Genomic DNA, 22,429 nt, shown 5'->3' on the forward strand with positions numbered 1-22,429 from the left:
TTCAATACAATAAATTTGCAAAAAGCATCCAAAATGATTCGAAAAGACCTCAGATATATTCAACTCGACAATCAAAAATCTGAAGCTGATTACAGCTTTGAGGCTACTTTTGCAAAAGAAAAAACCAATTTCACACAAAATAATTTTGTTACGGCAGAAGAAATCGAACTCAAACAAAATTATTCCGAAAAAGACGTTGAAGATTTCGATCATCTGGACTTTGCTGCCGGATTTCCTCCTTATTTACGCGGTCCACACACAACGATGTACGTTCAAAAACCCTGGACTATCCGTCAATATTCTGGTTTCTCTACTGCTGAAGAAAGCAATGCTTTTTACAGAAAAAATATCCACGCAGGACAGGAAGGACTTTCCATTGCTTTTGATTTAGCAACCCATCGCGGCTATGATTCGGAACATGAACGTGTAGCTGGCGATGTAGGAAAAGCAGGAGTTGCCATTGATACCGTAGAAGATTTCAAGATATTATTTGACCAAATCCCTTTGGATAAGATGTCGGTTTCCATGACTATGAATGGAGCGGTTTTACCCATTATGGCATTTTATATTGTGGCAGCCGAAGAACAAGGTTTCAAACCGGAACAACTTTCGGGAACCATCCAAAATGACATTCTAAAAGAATTCATGGTGCGTAACACTTATATTTATCCACCGGAAGCTTCGATGAAAATAACTGCTGCTATTTTTGAATATACCAGCAAAAAAATGCCCAAATTCCATTCGATATCCATATCGGGATACCACATGCAGGAAGCGGGAGCCACCGCCGATATTGAATTGGCTTACACTCTTGCCGATGGTTTAGAATATGTTAGAACCGGACTTTCGACAGGAATGAAAATCGATGAATTTGCCCCGAGATTGTCTTTCTTCTGGGGAATTGGCATGAATCATTTTATGGAAATTGCCAAAATGAGAGCCGCAAGAATGATTTGGACCAAACTCATAAAAACTTTTAATCCTAAAAACAGCAAATCACTTACCTTGCGCACGCATTGTCAAACCAGCGGTTGGAGTTTAACGGCCCAAGACCCATTTAACAATGTAGCCCGTACCTGTATTGAAGCTTCGGCGGCAGTTTTTGGAGGAACTCAATCACTTCACACCAATGCCTTAGATGAAGCTATGGCTTTACCTAGCGATTTTTCGGCAAGAATTGCCCGAAACACCCAATTGTTTTTATTGGAAGAAACTAAAGTGAGTAAAACTGTTGACCCTTGGGCAGGCAGTTATTATGTGGAAAGTTTAACCAATGAAATTGCAGAAAAAGCCTGGAAACTAATTGAAGAAATTGAAGCTCTTGGCGGCATGACCAAAGCACTGGCAACCGGAATTCCAAAATTGCGAATAGAAGAAGCCGCTGCAAGAAAGCAAGCCCGCATAGACAGTGAACAAGATATTATTGTAGGCGTTAATAAATTCCAATTAAAAAAAGAAGCTCCTTTAAATATCTTAAACATTGACATTGAAAAAGTTCGAAAACAACAACTCGAACGCCTTCATCAAGTAAAAACAAGCCGAAATACTTTAAAAGTAAAAGAGGCTTTAGAAAAAATAACCGTTTGTGCTCAAACTGGAGCAGGAAATTTACTGGAATTAGCCATCGATGCTGCCAGAGAAAGAGCAACATTAGGCGAAATTAGCCAGGCATTAGAAATCGTATTTGGAAGACATAAGGCGCAAATTAAATCTTTTAGTGGTGTGTATAGTAAAGAAATAAAAGACAATAAAAGCTTTGAAGAAGCGAAACAATTGGCAGATATCTTTGCCAAAAAAGAAGGTCGTCGCCCAAGAATTATGATTGCAAAAATGGGACAAGACGGACACGACAGAGGCGCTAAAGTAGTCGCCACAGCATTTGCCGACATTGGTTTTGATGTTGACATTGGGCCTCTTTTTCAAACTCCAATTGAAACTGCCAAACAAGCTATGGAAAATGACGTTCATATTCTGGGTATTTCTTCTCTTGCTGCCGGACATAAAACCTTAGTTCCTCAAGTGATTGAAGAACTTAAAAAACTGGGACGTCAAGACATTATGGTGGTGGTAGGTGGTGTAATCCCAACACAGGATTATCAATACCTTTTTGATACCGGTGCGGCTGCGGTTTTTGGACCAGGTACTAACATTAGTAAAATAGCCTTGAAAATATTTGAAGTTTTAATTGATTAAATAATTCGTTAATTCAAAAAATCAAAAAAAGGGAATACTTATTTCATTAGGTATTCCTTTTTCTATTTTAAAGCATTTTCATTATTTAAATCCAAAATTAACTCATAAAAACATTTTAATTTAACAAATATACACTCATAAAATCAGTTTTAAAGTTAAAAAAATAGTATCTTTAATAGCTGTAATTTTTTGTTCATTACAAACACCCCAAAAACTGAGTGGCATCATATAAAATGCAGTCTTTTTAATTAAGAAGAATAGCATTTTTAATTGAAAATTGATTATTCCTGCGTAATATATAATTCGATTAATATCTTAAAATAAAATTTTAAAACATTCGTAAAGCCGTATTAAAATACACAATATCAAATCTTAAAAACCTATTACTTATTATCAGACAAAACGAAAATTAATTTAAAATTAGATCTATGAAAACATTTACCACTATTTTGTTATTTCTAGGTTTGATGCTTCCATGTTTCTCACAAGAGAAAGAAGAAGGCGCGATAGACATTAAAGAATTACCATCTGTTGTAATTAAAAGAGTTGGAGCCGATTTTTCAATCTATATCCCCGACAAAAATCCTGATATGAATGTCAGAAAATTGCAAGATGCATTTATAGCTTATGATATTGGAAAAAACACACAAGGAGATGAAATTTATCTAGTTGTATTTAGCACAGAGAATAATTCTTTAGCAGCAACCTATAATGAAAAAGGAAAATTAATGCGTGTTGTTGAAAATTATACAAATGTAAAATTACCTAGAGCAGTTATTTATTCAATCTATAAAACCTATCCTGACTGGTCTCTTGTAAATGACAAATTTTTATATACTCAAAGAGAGGGGGATGTTATTAAAAATCAATACAATGTAAAAATCCAAAAAGGAAAAAAAACAATGAAATTAAAAGTTCATCCTAATGGTGAAATCATAAAATAAAAAAGAAAGGCACCCTTCAAAGGATGCCTTTCTTTTTTAATATTGAAAATTAAAGAGTAACTACTGCATTGACATTAGGCTCAATAAATGAAGTATCATATCCTCCAAAAGCTTTTAAATAACTTCGTATCGAAGTACCGTAAGCATCTTTAATATATCTTCTTCCGTTGCTTCTAAAGTATTTTTTTACTGAACCAGCTCCTCCAAGGTGAGCAGCTGCTAAAATACCTGATTCTGTTATCAAAATACCGTTTACAACCTTTCCGTCGTATTTTTCAATAACATCCTGTAAAATAGATTTGTTTTTAGATAATAAAGCTACAAAGGCTTTTTCTTGTAGTTTAGGACTTCTTAAGAATTTTTGGGTATCATGAATTCCTATAGACCTTAAAGTTTCATTTCCGAATTGGTATTTACCCAAATATCCTAATGAATTAACTTTTTTGTACTTGTTTTCGGACTCTCTAAAGCCAATTGCTTCTTTAAAACCGATGAAGAAATTTCCAGTAAAGGGAATATTCAAACTGGTATATTCTTCTTGTTCAAGCGATGGAAATAAGTACTGAATTCCATCATCATTTTTTGTAAAAAACCACTCATTTGTATCCAATTTAAGCGGTTTAAAACTGTAACTTAAAAAGACAATAATTACAGTTAAGCTGGTGTAAAAATACCATTTTTTTATCATAAATTGTTTTTCTTCTAAACGCTGTCCCATTCAGAAATTTCTACACGCAAAGATACAACTTTTTTCATAAAGCTGTAAATCAAGCTATTAAAGTTTTCTAAAAATACAAAACGTGAGACCTAAATCCCTCGTTAGACGAGTATTCGAGGGTAGGTGCCGGAATTTTCAAAACAGAAAAAACAGAAAAAAATGTCTTTAAAAAATGTGATTTGGTCTCGATTTTTGTCAAATCAAGGTCTAAACTAAGATAAAATTGTCGCGATTTCGTCTGATTTATGCCTGGAATAATGAGCGAATTTTCACCTTTTCCAGCTATCATTCCATCCGCTCCATAGCCAATGGCGACATTCAAAATTTTAGGAATTTTTGAGTCTTTAAAAAAGGATTTTAAATTAGCCGACAACCAATAGGTTTGACCATTGTAATCTTTCAATATTTGTTCACTAAAACTGCTTCCTAAAACTTCAGGACGGTACTTAGCAAATCGAGTGGTATGAAAAGAAAATTTAGGAGTAATGCGTTGTTCTTTCCAAAGTAATTCCTGAGAAACATACAAAGCCGTCCCTGTAGCATTAGCAACCACATCCCCTGCTGATGCTCCCCATTGAGAAGAAAATCCATCCATAACCTCCACAGCGGTTAAAAATGCGAATCCTAAGCCTGCACCATAAATCAATTGTTTTTTAGGACTAACACCACTCCATTGTAACATTTCGCCACCTAATCGGCCTAAATGATAGGAGGAATAAAAATGTCCCACCTTATCCATTTGCAACCATTCCTGATTGTCATTAATAAAATGAAAGCTCGATTTTGGATAATCAGCATACCATAATTGATTTAAGCCCACTAAAGCCGCAGTAGAGACTGCTGCCTCAGAAATAAAAACAGCATTCTTTCTTTTCGAATTTAAAGTATCTGACGGCTTAAAAAAATTATCAAACCTACTTTGAGCCACGCAATTTGACATTGCAAGCACTACTAAAAAGAAAAGAATGTTTTTATAACTCAAAACTATCTTTTAATTCCCTGTGCATTCACCCAATCAGCATATTTTTTAGCATTTACATTATGTTCTGCCAAAGTAGCTGCAAATTCATGGTATCCAAAACGATCCACACTAGCGCAGAAATAGATAAAATCATTTTTTTCCGGGTTCAAAACTGCTTCTAATGCCGTAATATCAGGCATAGCAATAGGTCCAGGAGGAAGGCCAACCACTTTATAAGTGTTGTATGGTGAATTTAAAAACAAATCGTTATAAAAAACTCGTTTTATAACCTGATTAAAATCATTATCCTTTTTCTTTTTAGCAAAAATCACTGTTGGATCGGCCTGAAGTGGCATTGCTGCTCGCAATCTATTTAAATAAACACCTGCAATTCTAGGTCTTTCGTCTTTTTTAACCGATTCTTTATGTACAATAGAGGCTAATATAGTAGCTTCTATAGGAGTCAATCCTTGTTTTTGGGCACTGGCAACACGCTCTTTATTCCAAAAATTGCGGTATTCCTTAATCATTTTATCTCTAAACTTCTCAGCCGAAGTATTCCAATACACTTCATAAGTATTGGCTATAAACATAGACAAAACGTTCTCTTCAGTAAAACCATTTTCTTTTAAAAAGATTGAATCTTTAAAAGAATTAAGTAAAGACAAACTATCAGCCTCAATTTGAGAACCCACACGACCCGCCAAATTCTCTATTCGCTCTTGATTATTGAAAGCTAATTTTACAGGAATATTGTTTCTCATTGCTTTAACCAACTCGTAACTATTCATTCCTTTAGTCAACAGGAAACGCCCTGATTTTACATTATCAGGATAACTCATTTTACTGGCAACCATTTCAAAACGATCCAAATTAGTCACATAAGTCTTCAACGAATCAAGCACTTGTTCGTAAGTTGCATCTGTTGGAATATGAACATAAACTTCGTTCTCAGTAAACTTGGTATTATTAGAGAATATTTGGCCAATTAAAACAAAGCCATAAATAATCAATCCTGAAATAATCGCAATAGAAGCGATTGAAATAATTTTTTTTGGGGTCAAAGCTAAAAATTTAAAATTGTTGATTAATTAGTTGATAGATGGCTTCGTCTTGATACACTCCATTGATAAGATTCCAATCCTTTTTGACACCTATACATTGAAAGCCAAATTTAGTAAAAAGTGCTTTACTTGCTTCATTTTGCACACCAATATTTGCATACAATTGATGTAAATTAAGATGATAGAATGAATAGCGAATCAATAATTCTAAAGCTTCTGAACCAATATTTTGATTTCTATTGGCATCGCTTAATATCATAATCCCTACTCCTGCTCTATTATTCTTTGGATCAAAATCGAATAAATCAATAAGTCCCAGTGCTGGGAAATCCTGATCCTGACAAATGGCTAATCGCAATTGCTTGGCCTCATAAATATCCTGATGGGCATTTTCAAGGTATTGGCGTATTAAAAATCGGCTATAAGGAGTTTGTGTATTACTCACTTCCCAAATGCTTTGATCGTTTTCTACGGCATAAATAAATTCCAAATCATTGGGTTCTAATGCCCGGATATAGATCGTGTCTCCTTTTAGATTGATCATTTTGAAGTGAGTTCCTTTTTGTGATTAAATTTCGATAGTACCCTCAAAAACAAATTTTGCAGGACCATTCAGGAATACATTAATATATTTATTGCCTTCTTTTTCGAAAGAAACCGATAATTCCCCTCCTTCTACATTCATATTAATAGCTGTCAAATCAGTTTCTCCAATGGCATTCATAGCAATAGCAGCAGCCGTTGCTCCAGTACCACAAGCTAGGGTTTCATCTTCCACTCCGCGTTCATACGTACGAAGTGCAAAAGTTGACTCGTCTATTTTTTTTACAAAATTAATATTGCTTCCTGCTTTACCATACAATTCACCATAACGAATCGCAGCACCATTTTCTTTTACATTATAATGTTCTAAATCATCCACTAATTGTACATGATGTGGCGAACCTGTATTTAAAAAACTATAATCAGCAGTTGTTTTTACACCATCAACGTCAATCATTTGCAAAGAAACAATTCCGTCTTTATCTACTGAAGCATGGTGCAAACCATCAATCGCATTAAATGAAGTTGTATCTCCAATTACATCCAATTGTTTCGCAAAAGCAACCAAACATCTTCCTCCATTTCCACACATGGTACTCTGATTCCCATCTGAATTGTAATAAACCATTTTAAAATCGGTTTCAGCATCATTTTCGAGCAAAATAAGGCCATCAGCCCCAATTCCAAATCGTCTGTCACAAAGACGTTCTATCAATGCTGTGTCTTCTTTTGGAAAAAAACCAGAACGATTATCAATCATAACAAAATCGTTTCCTGTACCTTGGTATTTATAAAATTGTATTTGCATTATTTCTAATTATGTTTTACAAAAGTACGAACTATTAATGAAATGTTAATCATTGTTAAACAGCGTTAAAGTGTTTTTTAACATTCACATTTCGTTTTAAATTTACTCAACAAATAACAAAAAAACGATTGCTATTATGAAACGATTCTCAAATCTATTTTTAGTATCTCTTTTAAGCGGAGCCACAACTCTAGGAGCTTATAAATTATTATTTGACAACGGTGGTTATTTTTCGAATAACAAAAAAACCTTAACAACTCTATCACCCGATGCTTACACTAAGAGAGTAGGCTTATCTTCAGATGTATTAGATTTTACTGAAGCGGCAGATAAAACAATCCATACTGTAGTTCACGTAAAAAATGTTTCTTACCAAAAAGTAAGCGACCCAATGCTCGAATTTTTCTACGGCTACAGAGGAGGACAATCTCAAGAGCAAGTAGGTACCGGTTCAGGAGTAATCATTTCAGAAGATGGTTATATTGTAACAAACAATCACGTAGTTAAAGATGCTTCGGAAATTGAAATCACCTTAAACAATAAAAAATCCTACAAAGCAAAACTAATTGGTACCGATTCTAAAATGGACATTGCGCTATTAAAAATTGATGCTGATGAAAAATTACCTTATACCACTTTTGGAAATTCTGACGATGTAAAAGTGGGAGAATGGGTACTTGCTGTTGGAAATCCATACAATCTAACTTCTACGGTAACTGCGGGAATTGTTTCGGCAAAAGCCCGAAACCTGGGCACTGATGGAATCCAATCTTTCATACAAACTGATGCTGCAGTAAACCCTGGAAACAGTGGTGGTGCGCTAGTAAACACGCGTGGTGATTTAATAGGAATCAACACCATGATTACTTCTATGACGGGTTCTTATGTAGGCTATTCTTTTGCCGTTCCATCTAATATTGCCCGAAAAATAATCGAAGACATTATGGAATTTGGCAACGTACAACGCGGAATTTTAGGCGTTGAAGGAGGCGAATTAAATGCTACAGCTTCAAAAGAATTAGGTATCAAACAAACTGAAGGTTTCTACATTAAGAATGTTCGAAAAAATACCGGAGCTGATAAATCCGGCTTGAAAAAAGGAGATATTATCATTAAAATCGACAATCAAAGCATTGCAACTTTTGCCGATCTTTCAGGATATATCAATACTAAAAGACCTAATGATAAGGTAGCCGTAACCATTATTAGAGAAGGCGACAGTAAAACCATTCCTGTGACATTAAGCAAAAACGAATTGTTTAATACCGAATTTAAAGGAATCGAACTAGAAAGCATTTCGGCGGCCGACAAAAAGAAATTCCGAGTTGATTATGGTGTAAAAATCAAATCAATCAACAACGAAAATTTAAGTCAATATGCCGAAGAATTAAAAGGAAACATCATCTTAAGCATTGACAATGTAAAAACTAAAGACATCGAAAGTGTTTCTAAACTTTTAAACGGCAAAGATGAACAACAAAGTGTTCGCCTTGAAATGATTAACAAAAACGGAGAAGTTATTCGAATTATCATTTAATCTCTTTATACCTAAGCAACAAAAGCCAGTAAGATTACTGGCTTTTGTTTTTTTTTATATTTTAACAAATCGGAATTAAAAATTTCATCTGAAAAAGAAATACATTTGAACTTCACTTAATCTAAACCGAAAATCTTGAAAAAAACGATACTATTACTACTAGTCTTAATAAGCTTTCAGCTTTCTCATTCCCAAAACAGCTATGTCTTTTTTGGCTCTTACACACCTGACAAAAGTGCCGAAGGAATTTATGTTTACCAATTAGATACTATTAAAGGAAAATTAACCAAAATAACCAGCGTCAGAAACATTTCAAATCCTTCTTATCTTAGTTTATCAAATGACGGACAGTTTTTATATGCCTGTACCGAAAGTAAAACCCCAAATGCAGGTAGCGTTAGCAGTTTTAAATTTGATCCCAAAAACAAAAGCCTGATATTTTTAAACAGTCAAAAAACAAATGGAGAAAACCCGGCCTATCTCTCAATAGATCACACCGGAAAATGGCTTATCGACGCTAATTACACAGGAAGCAGCATCTCAGTATTTCCTATTGCTGAAGACGGAAAAATAAATCCAATTGTACAACACATTCCTTTTACCGAAGGAAGTATTAATCCTCAAAGACAAAAAAGTTCTCATGTACATTCTGTGTATCTTTCTCCAGACAACAACTATATAGTTTCTCCTGATTTAGGCGCAGATAAAATCAGAATCTTCCCTTTTTACGGCAACAAAAAAGAGCCTTTAGACACTAGTAACGTTAGTTTTGTAAAAAGCACTCCAGGAAGCGGCCCTAGACATTTTGCTTTTCATCCCAATAAAAAATGGGGCTATTGTATTGAAGAAATTGCCGGAGCCATAAGTGCCTACACCTTTGAAAAAGGACAATTAAACCTTATTGAAAGAATCAAAATCCAATCAAAAAAAGAGGCAACTGATTTTGGCAGCGCCGAAATTCTCATTAGTCCAGATGGCAAATTTTTATATGTTTCGAATAGAGGATTAGAAAACAATATTTCCATTTACAGCATAGAAAAAGACGGTTCCCTAAAAAATGTTGGCACACAATCCAGCTTAGGAAATCATCCACGAAATTTTGCTATTAACCCTAGTGGAAAATTTTTAATTGTAGCCAATATGAATAGCGGAAGTGTAATTGTTTTTAAAAGAAATCTACAAACAGGCTTATTAAAAAAGATTAGCAAACTAAAAATACAAAACATTTCATGTGTTAAAATAAAAACTATTTAAGTAATTTTCAAACACAAAAAAAGCGCTACAATAGCGCTTTTTTTGTTTATAATTTCAATTCAAATCTATAAAACCCGATTGATTTGAGTTACTCTCTTACTATAATATTTCTCTTTTATTGACGAAATAATAACACCTCCACCCACTGAAGCGTGAATAAATTTAATATCTCCATCACAAACTTCAACAACCATTCCTACGTGATTTATCTGGCTTCTTCCATTGGTCTTAAAAAAGATTAAATCTCCTTTTTGAGCATTTTCAGCATCAATTTTCATCCCCAACTGTGACTGCTCAAAAGATGTTCTAGGCAATTGAATATCATATGCTCCAAAAGCGGAATACATCAATCCCGAACAATCAAAACCTTCCTTAGTGGTACCTCCTGTTCTATAGCGTACTCCAATATTTTCAGAAGCCGTAGAAATCAACTGATCTATTAAATCAGTCCCTTGGAAAGATTTCATATTATAATTAACTCCTCCTCCATCATCAACTAAGGAATCATCACTAAAATCATATTTTGTTGTTGTTTTAACATTCGATTTTGAAGTACGAATCGTTAATTTCTCCCCTACTAAAAGCTTATTTGCAATCTTAGGGTTTTGAGCTTCCAATTCTTTTACTGTAAGCCCATATTGTTTTGCAATTCCGTATTTAGTTTCTTTAGCTAAAACTTCATGACTAACTTCTACTTCAGGCTCTTTTGAATTTTCAACCTTAGCTTCACTTTCTACAACTGCAGCTGTTTCAATTTTAGTCTCAACCTTCACTTCGTCTTTCTTAATAGCAACGTCATTATTTTCTTCAAACAATTGCTTATTAGTCGTTGGAATTACAATTTTCTGACCAATTCTCAACGATTGCTTTTCTAATATTGGATTGGCTTTTTCAATATCGGCTACTAAAATGCCATATTCTTTAGCAATACCATAAAGTGTCTCTTTTGCTAATACTTCCTTAAGAATATTTCCTTTAAAACCTTTATCAACAACAGCTAAAGTATCTTTCTTTTCAGAATTTAACTGAACAACTTCTTTTTTAGGCTGCTCAATCTTAATTTCTGTTTTTAAAACTTCTTTTTTAACCTCCTCGCTCTTAATTTCTGTTTTCGAAACTTCCTTTTGAGGAGTATTCTCTGCAACTAAATCATTCGATTCAACAACTGGAACATTAATAGAATTTCCAACTCGCAAACCTTTTTTCTCTAATAAAGGATTTAAACTATACAAATCAGCAACTTTAACTCCATATTGCTTAGCAATTCCATACAAGGTTTCTTTAGCCAAAACCAAATGTTCTTTTTGAGCGACATTGGTTTTAGAAACAGCAACTTCCGATTTTTTATCTGTAAGTGAACCAATTGGTACCAATAAAATTTCTTTGAATTTTATTCCTTTCTTGGCGTCTGGATTGATTTCATAAATAGCCGCTGGTTTAACATTGTATTGTTCTGCAATCTTGGATATTGTTTCACCCTTAGCAACCGAGTGTTGAATGAATTTTTCCTGAGAAAAACCATTAAACTTGCTAAACAGAACCAATAATACAATCCAAAATTTAAACCTCATAAAACCATTTTAAGTCAAAAATACAGCTTATTCATTTTCAACATCTTAGAAAACAATATTAAAAAACAATATTTCTAACAGCAAAAAATTGATAAAAGCGAATTTAACATTTTAATACCAATAAACCCAAACTTAACAGCACTTTAAGTTGTTTTTTAGCATATATTCAAAAAAAATGCGCTCTGTTTACACAGAACGCATTTTATTATAATAAAAAATAAATTATGCTTCGGCAGCAATCAAATTTAATGCTGATCCCGCAACAAACCAACCAATTTGACTTGCATTATAGGTATGATTAGCCAAGACAACATCCTTAGAACCATCAGCATGAACAAATTCTAATGTTAATGGTTTCCCAGGAGCAAAATCAACTAAATCAGTAAAGTTAATTGTATCATCTTCTTGGATCTTATCATAATCCGCTTCATTCGCAAAAGTCAAAGCCAACATACCTTGTTTTTTAAGGTTAGTTTCATGGATACGGGCAAATGATTTTACCAATACCGCTTTCACACCTAAGAAACGTGGCTCCATTGCAGCATGTTCACGAGAAGAACCTTCTCCATAGTTTTGATCCCCAACAACAATTGAAGGAATCCCTGCCGCTTTATAAGCACGAGCTACAGCAGGAACTGCATCATACTCTCCCGTTAATTGATTTTTAACTGAATTTGTATTTTGGGTAAACGCATTAACTGCTCCAATCAACATATTATTAGAAATATTATCTAAGTGTCCACGGTAACGCAACCATGGTCCAGCCATAGAAATATGGTCAGTAGTACATTTACCAAATGCTTTGATCAACAATTTAGCACCTGAGATATTTTTACCATCCCAAGCATCAAATGGAGCTAATAATTGCAAACGATCAGAAGATTCGCTTACCGCAATCTTAACAGAAGAACCATCAGCAGCCGGCGCTTGAAAACCTGCATCTTCAACATCAAATCCTCTGGATGGCAATTCATCTCCGTAAGGAGCATTTAATTTTACTTCTTCCCCATTATCATTTAACAAAGTATCCGTAATTGGATTAAAATCTAATCTTCCTGAAATTGCTAAAGCAGCAACCATTTCCGGAGAAGTTACAAAAGCATGTGTATTTGGGTTACCATCAGCTCTTTTTGAGAAGTTACGGTTGAATGAGTGCACAATTGTGTTTTTCTCTCCTTTATCTGCTCCTGCTCTATCCCATTGTCCGATACAGGGCCCACAAGCATTTGTAAATACTTTAGTTCCCATTTTTTCGAAAGTAGCAATAATACCGTCTCTTTCGATAGTATAACGAATTTGCTCCGAACCTGGATTAATACCAAATTCAGCTTTTGGAGAAATCCCAAGCTCAACAGCCTGGTTTACGATAGAAGCCGCACGAGCCATATCTTCGTAAGAAGAGTTAGTACAGGAACCGATTAATCCCCACTCTACTTTTATTGGCCATCCATTAGCCGCAGCTTCCGCTTTCATTTGAGAAACCGGAGTTCCTCTATCCGGAGTAAAAGGTCCATTAATATGGGGTTCTAATTCAGAAAGATTAATTTCAATTAATTGATCAAAATATTTCTCAGGATTAGCATATACTTCAGGATCTCCTGTTAAGTAAGCCGCTACTTTATCAGCAGCATCTACTACATCTTGACGACCTGTAGCAGCCAAATATCTTCTCATAGAATCATCATATCCAAAAGTAGAAGTTGTAGCTCCGATTTCAGCACCCATATTACAAATTGTACCTTTACCAGTACAAGACATATTAGTAGCACCTTCACCAAAATATTCAACAATAGCTCCAGTCCCTCCTTTTACAGTAAGAATATCAGCTACTTTTAAGATTACGTCTTTTGGAGCGGTCCAACCGGATAATTTTCCAGTTAATTTTACTCCAATTAATTTAGGAAATTTCAATTCCCAAGACATTCCCGACATTACATCAACCGCATCAGCACCACCAACACCAATTGCTAACATACCTAATCCACCTGCATTTACAGTGTGCGAATCGGTACCAATCATCATTCCTCCAGGGAACGCATAATTTTCAAGAACGATTTGGTGAATAATTCCTGATCCCGGTTTCCAGAAACCAATTCCATATTTATTGGAAACTGAAGAAAGAAAATCAAAAACTTCTTTAGATTGAGTATTGGCGACAGCTAAATCAGTAGAAGCTCCTACTTTAGCTTGAATTAAGTGATCACAATGCACTGTTGTTGGAACAGCAACTGTTTTCTTTCCAGCATGCATAAATTGCAATAAAGCCATTTGAGCTGTTGCATCTTGACAAGCTACTCTATCTGGAGCAAAATCGACATAATCCACCCCTCTTCCATAAGCTTGCTTAGCAGCACCATCCCAAAGGTGGCTGTACAAAATCTTCTCAGTCAAAGAAAGTGGACGACCAACAATCTCACGTGCAGCATCAACACGGCTTACCATGTTATCATACACTTTTTTAATCATTTCAATATCAAATGCCATAAGATTTATATATAATTATTACTATTCCATTTTAAACATACAAGATACAAAAAAAATAGAGTATAAAAAAAGCCTGAGTCATTAGACTCAGGCTTTTAAACTATAATTAACTAATTATGTGAATTATTTAACCAATAACTTATGAGAAGGCGCAAACTTAGTTAGGTTAATCCCTTCTACTGCAGCTTTATATTCTTCTATTGTTGGAGTTCTACCAAGAATTGTAGATAATACCACAACCGGTGTAGAAGAAAGTAAAGACTCTCCTTTTTTACCTTCAGTATCTTCTACGACTCTTCCTCGGAAAAGACGAGTAGATGTTGCCATAACCGTATCTCCTTTGGCCGCTTTTTCCTGGTTACCCATACAAAGGTTACAACCTGGACGCTCTAAGTATAGCATTTTTTCGTATGAAGTTCGTGCCGCAGCCTTAGGAACGTTATCGTCGAATTCGAAACCAGAATATTTTTGTAAAATTTCCCAGTCACCTTCTGCTTTTAATTCATCAACAATATTATAAGTAGGAGGAGCTACAACTAGTGGCGCTTTGAACTCTACTTTACCTTCTTGCTCATCAATATTTTTAAGCATATGAGCCAGGATTTTCATATCGCCTTTGTGAACCATACAAGATCCGATAAACCCTAGATCTACTTGTTTAACTCCACCATAGAAAGATAGAGGTCTAATAGTATCGTGAGTATATCTTTTAGAAACATCAGCATTATTTACGTCCGGATCTGCAATCATTGGCTCAGCAATCTGATCCAAATCTACAACAACTTCAGCGTAATACTTAGCATTTGCATCTGGTCTTAAAGCTGGTTTCTCACCTGATATAATCTCAGAAATTCTCTTATCAGCAATAGCAATCAATCCTTTAAGAACTTGATTTTTATTATCCATTCCTTTGTCGATCATGATCTGAATTCTACCTTTCGCCATCTCAAGAGACTCAATCAAAGTATAATCTTCAGAAATACAGATAGAAGCTTTTGCTTTCATCTCTGCAGTCCAGTCTGTAAACGTAAATGCTTGATCCGCATTAAGAGTTCCTAAGTGAACCTCAATAATTCTTCCTTGGAATACATTCTCTCCACCAAATGTTTTAAGCATCTGAGCTTGTGTAGCGTGAACCACATCACGGAAATCCATATACCCTTTCATGTCTCCTTTGAAAGTTACCTTCACAGATTCCGGAATCGGCATTGAAGCCTCACCAGTAGCTAATGCTAGAGCAACAGTTCCTGAGTCAGCACCAAAAGCAACACCTTTTGACATTCTTGTATGAGAGTCACCACCGATGATGATAGCCCACTCGTTTACAGTAATATCATTAAGCACTTTGTGAATTACATCAGTCATTGAGTGATAAACGCCTTTCGGGTCACGAGCTGTGATCAATCCGAAGTCGTTCATGAATTTCATCAATCTAGGAATATTTGCCTTAGATTTATTATCCCAAACTGAAGCTGTATGACAACCTGATTGGTAAGCACCGTCAACAATTGGTGAAATCACAGTAGCAGCCATAGACTCTAATTCCTGAGAAGTCATCAAACCAGTTGTATCTTGCGAACCAACAATATTTACGGTAACACGAACATCTGAACCAGCATGTAAAACTTTACCTGGTGTTGTTCCAACCGCATTTTTATTAAATATTTTCTCTACAGCTGTAAGCCCTTGTCCTTCAACAGAAACCTCTTTTGACGGAGCATATACAGGAACAATATCAATACCAAGAGTCTTTGAAGCAAATGTTTGCAATTTTTTTCCAAATACAATAGCGTAAGATCCACCAGCTTTTATAAATTCAATTTTTTGAGGAGTGAATGCCTTAGAAATATCAATTAATTCTTTATCACCGTTGTAAAGTTTCTTTGTTTTGGTATTGATAGTAAGAACAGTACCAGTAGCAACAGAGTAAACTTCCTCTAGAATAGGGTCACCGCTTTCATTACGAACAGGGTTACCATTTTCATCTAATTTTTTTACCCAGTTTTTAAGATCAAGACCAATACCACCAGTAACATCAACAGTTGTTAGGAAAATTGGAGAAATACCGTTTGTTCCTGCAACAATTGGAGCAATATTAATAAATGGAACATATGGACTTGCTTGTTTACCACTCCAAAGCGCCACGTTGTTTACACCTGACATTCTTGAAGAACCAACACCCATAGTCCCTTTTTCAGCAATTAACATCACGCTCTTATCAGGATTCGCTTCTGCTAATGCTTTGATTTCAGCCTGTGCTTCAGGAGAAATTAAACATTTCCCATGCAATTCACGATCTGAACGAGAGTGCGCTTGGTTTCCTGGAGAAAGTAAATCAGTTGAAATGTCTCCTTCACCAGCAATAAAAGTAACTACCTTAATTTCTTCTGCTATTTCAGGTAATTTAGTAAAGAACTCAGCCTTAGCATAGCTCTCTAGAATTTCTTTTGCTATTCCGTTACCACTTTTGAAAGCTGCTTCTAAACGATCTGTATCAGCCTCATAAAGAAAAACTTGTGTTTTTAAAACTTCCGCAGCATCTTTTGCAATAGCAACATCATTTCCTAAAGCCAAATCAAGTAATACTTTTATAGAAGTTCCACCCTTCATGTGTGATAATAACTCTAAAGCAAAAGCAGGCGTAATTTCAGCAACTACTGATTGACCTAGAACAATTTCTTTTAAAAAATTAGCTTTTACAGTAGCAGCAGGAGTAGTTCCAGGAACAACATTGTAAATAAAGAAGTTAAGAGAATCTGCTCTATACTCGTTATTTAAATCTTTAATTTGCGTAATGATTTCGCTTAATAATTCAGCACCATCAATAGGTTTTGGGTGAAGACCCTGACCTTTTCGCTCTTCAATCTCTTGGATATAATCCTTATAAGTATTCATAATAGAGTATTTTCAAAGTTAATGGCAAATTCCCTTGAACTATTCAAAATCAAATGCCAAAATTTTAGATTTTTTTTATTTGTGATGCAAATTTAGTTATTTAAGCTGAGATTTAAAAAAAATTTAATCTCCCTCCATTCACAAAAGATTTATTATTGAAAAAACCACCCTTAAAGCCCACAAATTAAGAGATAAAAGCAATTTTTTCCTTATTTTATAAACAATCAATAAATACACAAACTAATTTCTAACAAACTTAAAAAATGTTGTTACATTGAAAGGGGTATTTTTCTATGGCAACACCCAAGAAACTAAAGTAATTTAGCAATTATCATCTCTTCGGTAATCCCTTCGGCATCAGCTTTGTAATTTTTTATAATTCGATGTCTTAATACCGAATTAGCCACAGCTACCACATCCTCAATATCCGGAGAAAATTTTCCATTAAAAGCAGCATGTGCCTTAGCGGCTAAAATCAAATTTTGCGAAGCTCTGGGCCCTGCTCCCCAATCTAAATAATTCTTAACATAATCAGTTGCAAAATTACTATCGGGACGCGTTTTACTCACTAAAGTTACCGCATACTCCACCACATTATCGGCAACAGGAATTCTTCGAATTAAATGCTGAAAATCTATAATTTCTTGCGCTGTAAATAAGGGATTAATTTGATGAACCACATCTGAAGTTGTTCTTTTCACCACCTGAACTTCTTCTTCAAAAGAAGGATATTCGAGCTTAACAGCAAACATAAAACGATCCAACTGCGCTTCTGGCAAAGGATAAGTTCCTTCTTGCTCAATTGGATTTTGAGTTGCCAAAACAAAATAAGGCAAATCTAATTTATGATTTATTCCTGCAATTGTCACCGAACGCTCCTGCATAGCTTCCAGTAAAGCTGCCTGGGTTTTAGGCGGCGTTCTATTAATTTCATCTGCCAAAATAATATTCGAAAAAACAGGTCCTTTTACAAATTTAAATTGACGATTTTCATCCAGAATTTCACTTCCTAAAATATCCGAAGGCATTAAATCAGGCGTAAACTGAATTCTTTTAAAATGAAGCCCTAATGCTTCCGAAATAGTATTTACCATCAATGTTTTGGCTAAACCAGGGACACCAACTAAAAGCGCGTGCCCTCCTGAAAAAACGCACAACAATATTTGATCTATTACTACTTCCTGACCTACAATGATTTTTGCTATTTCTTTTTTTAACTCAGCTCGTTTCTGAACTAAATTATGTATTGCCGCTACATCAGACATTTTAAAACTATTTTAAATTAAAAAAAGAGCTAACTCTATGAATTCATAAAGCTAACTCTTTTTAGTTATTTTGACCAAATTATTTTTTCAACCAGTTATTTGTAAAATTACAATCTCTGTATTCTCCAATAATTTTAATATAAGTCTCTTTAATTTTTTCATCAAACCACTTCGCAATTGCTTTGATTTGCTTTTCTTTTAATGCCAATTCTTTAATCTTAACATAATCTTTAGCATAATCAGCTGTATGCTCATTAATTCGATTAGTAACAGTAATCAATTTGTATTGTTTTTTCCCTGATGGAGTTTCGTCTAAAATAGGTGCCGAAATCTCATTATCTTTTAAATTTGAAATCTGAGAATATAAATTAGTATCCATTTTTGTCAATTCAAAACGAGTATCCTGAGTATTTGGATTGATTAAAACTCCACCATTAGCCCTTGTTTCTTTTTGGTCTGACATTGTTCTGGCTGCATCAGCAAAAGAAATTTCTTTATCCATGATACGTTTTCTAATCAACGTTGCTTTTTCTTTAGCTTCATCCAAGGCTTCTTTAGTTACTGTAGGACTCAACAAAATATGGCGCAATTCTAATTCCTGACCTTTAATTTTTTCCAAGTAAATAATATGATACCCATATTCTGTTTCAAACGGAGCTGATATCTCACCTTCACTAAGACCAAAAGCAACATCTTTAAACTCTTTTACAAATGGTGTTTTTCTTGTCATTTTATAAAAACCACCACTAGATCGAGACCCTGGATCCTGCGAATACAAAACTGCTTTTGTAGCAAAACTAGAACCTTCCTGAATATCCTTTTTAAAACCATTCAATCGATCAATTACTTTTTGTTTTTCAACTGCAGTTATCTTAGGCTCAACAAGAATTTGCGCCACTTCCATTTCTGCACCAAAAACAGGTAATTCATCTTTAGGTAGTTTTTTGAAAAAATTACGAACTTCTTCCGGAGTAATCTCAACACCATCAACTATCTTTTTTTGCATTTCAGATGTCAACTTATTCTCTTTCAAAATATCAAAGAAATAAGTTCTAAATTCTTCTTCAGAATCTTTCTTGTAATACTTAACTACTTTTTCCATCGAACCAATTTGCTGAATCATATAATTCAAACGCTCATCCATCATCGATTTTACTTCAGCATCCGTAACCTTAACACTATCCTGAACCGCCTGATGCGCATACAATTTATCTTCCAATAACTTCCCTAGCATTTGACATCTGGAAATATCTTTCACCGAACCTCCCTGGCTCGAAATCTCTAAATAAGCCTTATCAATATCAGAATCCAAAATAATATAATCTCCCACAGTAGCAATAACACCATCTACTTTTTGCCTTTGATTTGTAGTTGTTTTTTTCTCTACAACAACAGTACTATCTTTTATTATTTCTTGAGCATTAGTTACAGTGTTTAAAAACAACATGACAAAAAACAGAAGTACGTTTTTAATATTTATGAATTTCATTCTTAAGGATTTTAAAGGCATTTACTTTTGGAATTTTAAATTTTCAGATATTATCTAAAAGGTAATTTGTTATAAAAATTATAGATTGGCAAAATAACAACTTTAAAGCACATTATATATAATTTGTTATAGTAAAAACGAACAAAAATAACAATTCAATTACATTATACAAGTTTCCTCCTGACTATTAACAAAAAATTATCTAGAAGACTCATTTGAAAATACAAAGATTAAAAAAATATGAACTGACATAACCGATTCACAATACTAGCAGAAAAAGAAAATCGAAAAATCCAATTACAAACCATCTATTTTTAAGACTACATTTTGTTTTTTAATTCACAAACACTGATTTATAAGTTCACACCATTAGAATTACTTTACACGCTATTTAATTTTATAATCTTCCCTATTAATTCTTTCCCTTCCACTATAACCTTCAAATAATATATGGCATTTGGCAATTGAGATACATCTATTTTATATTCATTTGCTTTTTGAGTTTTATAAATAATTAATTTTCCTGTAGTATCAAACAAATACAATTCAGTTGCCTCTTTGTCTATTGTTACTGTAACTATATCAGATACAGGATTTGGAAAATACTTAAAATTTATTGATTTTATTTCACCTAGCTGTTCTTCAATTTTAGAATTCTTTGCATAATCTAACTCCTCAGATTGACAATTATTAACAGATGAATACTGAAGAATGACCCTTAAAATAAGCTCATTAAGCATTTCTACCTTATAATTTTCTGTCGAAGGTTCTATGTGGTCATTCCCAATTCCGCTATGATTGGTTATAAAAAGATAGGTTCCATTAGTTTCTAATGCCAATGAACGCATTAAATACTCTGTGCTTTTATCAATGCCACTTGCAGCTACAGGTATAATCCTAATACCTTTTTGGGCGGCTTTTTTTGCTAAATTTTGCAGTTTCACTACATTCTCTTCCGAATAATGCGGTGGAGCATCTAACAAAACAAATAATAATTTTGCGCGGGCATCATCATCCCAATTCATATTTTCAACAGAACCCTCCAAACCTTCAATTACAGCTTCCGGATAATCACCTCCTCCATTAGCATTTTGTTTTTTAATGAATGAAATAACACTTGGTATTGAAGCTGTGAAATCAAAGTTTTTCAGTAAATACTCATCATTTGTATCTCTATAAAAAACACTTCCCATTTTTAATTCATCATGCGGAAATTGCTTTTTTGTATGTTCTATTACATCATACAATTCAGCTTGTAAATAGCTAATTTCATCTCCCATTGAACCGGTTGCATCAATCATAAAAGCTATATTGATTTTATTTAGAGTAATGCAATTTTCCGGATAGGTATAAACATTAATTCCTTCATGAAATTCCTTTGCGTTATCTACTAAAACTTTTTCTTTACCATCTATAATTTGAAGTTTTCCGACAACTTTATCTAAAGTTAGCTCATTAGTATTATACCATAATTCAGCTCTTCCAGAATTATCAGTTCTTGCTGTCCATATGATTCCATATTCGTTTTTTAAATGCACGAGCCTGTTGATAACAGCAAAACCTTTTTGGTTTTTTAAAATTATAGAATACCTAAATTTCGGATTAATTTTCCAGTGATTTTTCCATTGATTTAATTCTGTATCAGTTAAGCCTTTCCAATACTCATAATGACTAAAATCGTTAACTTCTCCAGCTGTTAATTGCCCTGCTTTTACACCTGAATTCCTTTTAGTTATATCACTTTTACTTTCCTTTTCTAAAACAGCAACTCCAGCAGCTTTAGATTCTATTGCAGTAACCGATCCCACTAAACTTGTTTTTTTTACAGAACTATAGCCCACAACAACAACTTCTGAAAGTTCATGAGTATCACTAAATAAATTTACATTAAGTATTTTATGATCTACTCTTACTTCTTTCGTTTGCATTCCCAAAAAAGTTATTATTAGAATATCACCAATTTTAGCATCAATGCTATAGTATCCGTCCACATTGGTCATTGTTTTTTTTGTAGTTCCTTTAACAATAATATTTACAAAAGGAAGTGGCATTCCATCATTTGCATCATACACTAATCCAACAACAGCACCTTTTAACGGATTTCCATGCAATTCATGATCCTTAATAAATACATTTATTTTTGCTACTTCCTTCTTGCGTTTTTCAAGTTTCTTTGCTTTTCTTTCTTTAATCTTCAGCTCCTCTTTTTGTTTTTTTTGAGAATCTTCAAAATAAAATTTAAAATTATTCAGACTGCTTATTGTAATCTTTTGGGGATTGATTCCAGGATATTTAAATTGTAATATATCATTCTTTTTCCCTTTTACAGAAAAACCTCCATCTGAATTAGAGATTGTAACAAAATTGTTAGTTAAATTAAGTACTTCTACATCAGCAAGTCTTTTTTTATGTTCATTATAAACAAAACCATTAACTTTTTGTGCATTTGCACTTTGATAAAAAACTACCAATAACAAAATAACTAGTTTATTTAAAAATGGGCAGAAAGAAATTTTCATAATCTTGTTTTTTGAAATTCATTAATAAAAAACTCATAATAGATAATAATTTAGAAACAGTTAAAGAATACCTATTCTACTTTAAATATATAGACACATATTCTATTAAAAAGGTTGGGACAGTTCTAAAATAAATTCCAAGGAAATATAGTACAATTTTTCTATCTTTTTATTTAATGCAAAA

General features: G+C 33.8%; 15 protein-coding genes. 4 read left to right on the forward strand and 11 right to left on the reverse strand.

Going from position 1 to position 22,429, the window contains the following annotated elements; translation table 11 throughout:
- The first annotated feature begins 33 nt into the window (after positions 1-33).
- The gene (gene scpA / locus GTZ96_RS11510) at positions 34-2,193 is read left to right on the forward strand and encodes a methylmalonyl-CoA mutase (RefSeq protein WP_161644083.1); all 2,160 of its coding nucleotides are present in this window, start codon (positions 34-36) and stop codon (positions 2,191-2,193) included.
- Positions 2,194-2,621: 428 nt separating this feature from the next.
- The gene (locus GTZ96_RS11515; RefSeq protein WP_161644084.1) at positions 2,622-3,137 is read left to right on the forward strand and encodes a hypothetical protein; all 516 of its coding nucleotides are present in this window, start codon (positions 2,622-2,624) and stop codon (positions 3,135-3,137) included.
- A 49-nt stretch (positions 3,138-3,186) separates the two neighbouring features.
- On the opposite strand, the gene GTZ96_RS11520 is transcribed toward GTZ96_RS11515, so the two are convergent.
- From GTZ96_RS11520 to dapF, 5 genes are all read right to left on the reverse strand, one after another.
- Positions 3,187-3,825, reverse strand: a complete 639-nt coding sequence (locus GTZ96_RS11520; RefSeq protein WP_161644121.1) for a peptidoglycan-binding protein LysM — start codon at positions 3,823-3,825, stop codon at positions 3,187-3,189.
- Between the two features lie 97 nt (positions 3,826-3,922).
- On the reverse strand, positions 3,923-4,837 hold the full coding sequence (locus tag GTZ96_RS11525) for a DUF2279 domain-containing protein (RefSeq protein ID WP_394368015.1): 915 nt from the start codon (positions 4,835-4,837) through the stop codon (positions 3,923-3,925).
- A gap of 2 nt (positions 4,838-4,839) precedes the next feature.
- Positions 4,840-5,880, reverse strand: coding sequence for an endolytic transglycosylase MltG (mltG, locus tag GTZ96_RS11530; RefSeq protein ID WP_161644085.1), 1,041 nt, complete (start codon positions 5,878-5,880; stop codon positions 4,840-4,842).
- A 10-nt stretch (positions 5,881-5,890) separates the two neighbouring features.
- Entirely contained in the window at positions 5,891-6,424 is a 534-nt protein-coding gene (locus GTZ96_RS11535; protein WP_161644086.1) for a GNAT family N-acetyltransferase, read from the reverse strand.
- Between the two features lie 24 nt (positions 6,425-6,448).
- A complete protein-coding gene (gene dapF, locus GTZ96_RS11540; RefSeq protein ID WP_161644087.1) occupies positions 6,449-7,231 on the reverse strand; it encodes a diaminopimelate epimerase in 783 nt (260 codons plus the stop codon).
- A 136-nt stretch (positions 7,232-7,367) separates the two neighbouring features.
- Here dapF and GTZ96_RS11545 point away from each other — a divergent pair, with 136 nt between their 5' ends.
- Both GTZ96_RS11545 and GTZ96_RS11550 read left to right on the forward strand, forming a co-directional pair.
- Positions 7,368-8,768, forward strand: coding sequence for a Do family serine endopeptidase (locus tag GTZ96_RS11545; protein ID WP_161644088.1), 1,401 nt, complete (start codon positions 7,368-7,370; stop codon positions 8,766-8,768).
- Positions 8,769-8,903: 135 nt separating this feature from the next.
- Positions 8,904-10,022 carry a lactonase family protein gene (locus tag GTZ96_RS11550; protein ID WP_207720182.1) on the forward strand — a complete coding sequence of 373 codons (1,119 nt, stop codon included), beginning with the start codon at positions 8,904-8,906 and terminating at the stop codon, positions 10,020-10,022.
- 65 nt (positions 10,023-10,087) lie between these two features.
- Here GTZ96_RS11550 and GTZ96_RS11555 read toward each other — a convergent pair whose 3' ends face one another.
- The 6 genes from GTZ96_RS11555 to GTZ96_RS11580 all read right to left on the reverse strand — a co-directional run bounded on the left by GTZ96_RS11555 (position 10,088) and on the right by GTZ96_RS11580 (position 22,245).
- Positions 10,088-11,593, reverse strand: coding sequence for a C40 family peptidase (locus GTZ96_RS11555; RefSeq protein WP_161644089.1), 1,506 nt, complete (start codon positions 11,591-11,593; stop codon positions 10,088-10,090).
- A gap of 222 nt (positions 11,594-11,815) precedes the next feature.
- On the reverse strand, positions 11,816-14,077 hold the full coding sequence (locus GTZ96_RS11560; protein WP_161644090.1) for an aconitate hydratase: 2,262 nt from the start codon (positions 14,075-14,077) through the stop codon (positions 11,816-11,818).
- 123 nt (positions 14,078-14,200) lie between these two features.
- Positions 14,201-16,972 (reverse strand): bifunctional aconitate hydratase 2/2-methylisocitrate dehydratase, encoded by a 2,772-nt coding sequence (locus tag GTZ96_RS11565; protein ID WP_161644091.1) that lies wholly within the window; start codon positions 16,970-16,972, stop codon positions 14,201-14,203.
- A gap of 311 nt (positions 16,973-17,283) precedes the next feature.
- Complete coding sequence (locus GTZ96_RS11570) at positions 17,284-18,237, reverse strand: AAA family ATPase (protein WP_161644092.1); 954 nt, start codon at positions 18,235-18,237, stop codon at positions 17,284-17,286.
- 79 nt (positions 18,238-18,316) lie between these two features.
- The gene (locus GTZ96_RS11575) at positions 18,317-19,747 is read right to left on the reverse strand and encodes a peptidylprolyl isomerase (protein WP_161644093.1); all 1,431 of its coding nucleotides are present in this window, start codon (positions 19,745-19,747) and stop codon (positions 18,317-18,319) included.
- 359 nt (positions 19,748-20,106) lie between these two features.
- Positions 20,107-22,245 (reverse strand): carboxypeptidase-like regulatory domain-containing protein, encoded by a 2,139-nt coding sequence (locus GTZ96_RS11580; RefSeq protein WP_161644094.1) that lies wholly within the window; start codon positions 22,243-22,245, stop codon positions 20,107-20,109.
- Between the last annotated feature and the right edge of the window lie 184 nt (positions 22,246-22,429).

The organism is Flavobacterium undicola (assembly GCF_009909155.2).
In the GTDB taxonomy this organism is placed as follows: domain Bacteria; phylum Bacteroidota; class Bacteroidia; order Flavobacteriales; family Flavobacteriaceae; genus Flavobacterium; species Flavobacterium undicola.